Genomic DNA, 2011 nt, shown 5'->3' with positions numbered 1-2011 from the left:
TGCCGGGCACGGCGGACGTGCCCGCGCGCGCGATGGTGCTTCCGCTCCGGGCGCGCGAGCGGGTGCTGGGCGCCATCACCTTCGCGCGGGGTGCGGGGGGCTACGACCCGGACGAGGCGGCGCTGGCGGAGGAGCTGGCGCGGCGGGCGGCCCTGGCCGTGGAGGACGCGCACCTGCGCGACGAGGTGGAGCGGGCGCGCCGGGCCCGGGCGGACTTCGTGGGCACCATCTCGCACGAGTTCCGCACCCCGCTGATGACGGTGGTCGCTTTCGCGCACCTGCTGGACGACGGCATTCCCGTCGCCCTCCCGGAGCCGGCGCGGGAGCACGTGGGCCGCATCCTGGGGGCGGCGGGTCACCTGGACCGGCTGGTGGAGGCGTCGCTGGGCTTTCGCCGGGCGGAGTCCGGATGGGACGCGCCGCGTCGGACGCGGGTGGACCTGGCCGCCCTGGCCCGTGAGACCGCGGGGATGATGGAGCCGCTGGCCCGGCAAAAGGGCTTGGCGTTCGACGTGGAGCTGGGCGACGGGCCGCTGTGGGCGGAGACGGACCCCGACAAGGTGCGGCAGATCCTCTTCAGCCTGCTGGACAACGCCGTGAAGTTCACGGACGCCGGGGGCGTGCGGCTGGCGCTGCGGGGCGAGGCGGACCGGACGGTGCTGGAGGTGCGGGACACGGGGATCGGGATGGACCCGGACGACCTGGAGCAGGCGTTCGATCCCTTCTGGCGCGCGGCGCCGGAGGCCCCGGAGCGCGGACCCGGCATTGGGCTGGGGCTTCCGCTGGCGCGGCGGCTGGCGTGGATGCTGGGGGGCGACGTGTCCGCCGAGAGCCGGCCCGGCCAGGGCACCGTCCTGCGGGCGGAGATCCCGGCGGGCTGATCCGGCGTCGAGCCTGATTCGGGTCCGCGCGAAGGGTGAGCGCCCCCCTCCCCGGCCCTCCCCCGCAAACGGCGCGGGGGAGGGAGAACGGCAATCCCGTGTCTAAGCCGGACGCGGGTGCCGTTGCAGGCTGTTCCCCGTAACGATCCCGGCAGGCTGATCCGGCATCGAGCGTTGATTCGGGTCCGCGCGAAGGGTGAGCGCCCCCCTCCCCGGCCCTCCCCCGCAAACGGCGCGGGGGAGGGAGAACGGCAATCCCGCGCCGAAGCCGGAGGCGGGTGCCGTGGCAGGCTATTCCCTATTCCCTATTCCCTATTCCCTATTCCCTGTTCCCTGTTCCCTGTTCCCTATTCCCTCGCCGGGCAGCAGGTGCACGGAAAACGTGCTCCCCGCGCCCACCACGCTGCGCACCGTGACGTCGCCGCCCATGGCGCGGGCCAGCTCGCGGCTGATGGCCAGGCCCAGCCCGGTCCCCTGCCGGGTGCGCGTCAGGTCCGGGTCCACCTGCACGAAAGGCTCGAAGATGCTCGCCAGCTTTTCCGGCGGCACGCCCACGCCCGTGTCGTGCACCCGCACGCGCACCTCGCCGTCCTCCTCCATCCAGTCCAGCGATACCTGCCCGCCGGGCGACGTGAACTTGACCGCGTTGGACAGCAGGTTCAGCAGCACCTGCTCCAGCTTCTCGGCGTCCGCGCGCACCCGCACGGCGTCGTCGCCCCGCGCGGGGGCGAAGGAGATGCCGCGCGCGGCGGCCTGCGGTGCGATGAGCGCCTCCACCTCGTCCAGCACCTCGCCCAGCGCCACGTCGCGCAGCTCCAGCTCGATGCGCCCCGCCTCGAGCTTGGCAAAGTTCAGCACGTCGTTGATAAGGCCCAGCAGGTGCTGCTGCGCGCGCTTCACGCGGTCCAGGTCCGACTGCTGCTGCGTGGTCAGCGGCCCGCGCAGCTCCATCTGCAGCAGGTCCACGTACCCGCCGATGGCGTTGAGGGGCGTGCGCAGCTCGTGGCTCATGCTGGCCAGGAACTCGTCCTTGAGTCGTGTGGCGCGGGCCAGCTCGGCGTTCGCCTGCGCGAGGGCGGCGGTGCGCTCCTGCACCCGGTCCTCGAGTGCGCGGTTGAGCTCGCGCAGCC

General features: G+C 73.4%; 2 protein-coding genes. One reads left to right on the top strand and one right to left on the bottom strand.

Features of this window, described 5'->3' with window-relative positions; translation table 11 throughout:
* The coding region (locus VFZ20_RS07895) for a HAMP domain-containing sensor histidine kinase (RefSeq protein WP_329683307.1) at window positions 1-881 on the top strand (881 nt) is incomplete at its 5' end.
* Window positions 882-1193: 312 nt separating this feature from the next.
* Here VFZ20_RS07895 and VFZ20_RS07890 read toward each other — a convergent pair.
* A partial coding sequence (locus tag VFZ20_RS07890; protein ID WP_329683306.1) for a HAMP domain-containing sensor histidine kinase occupies window positions 1194-2011 on the bottom strand: 818 nt, incomplete at its 5' end.

Source organism: Longimicrobium sp. (assembly GCF_036280135.1).
Taxonomy (GTDB): Bacteria; Gemmatimonadota; Gemmatimonadetes; order Longimicrobiales; family Longimicrobiaceae; genus Longimicrobium.
This window is presented reverse-complemented; position numbering and strand designations above follow the sequence as displayed.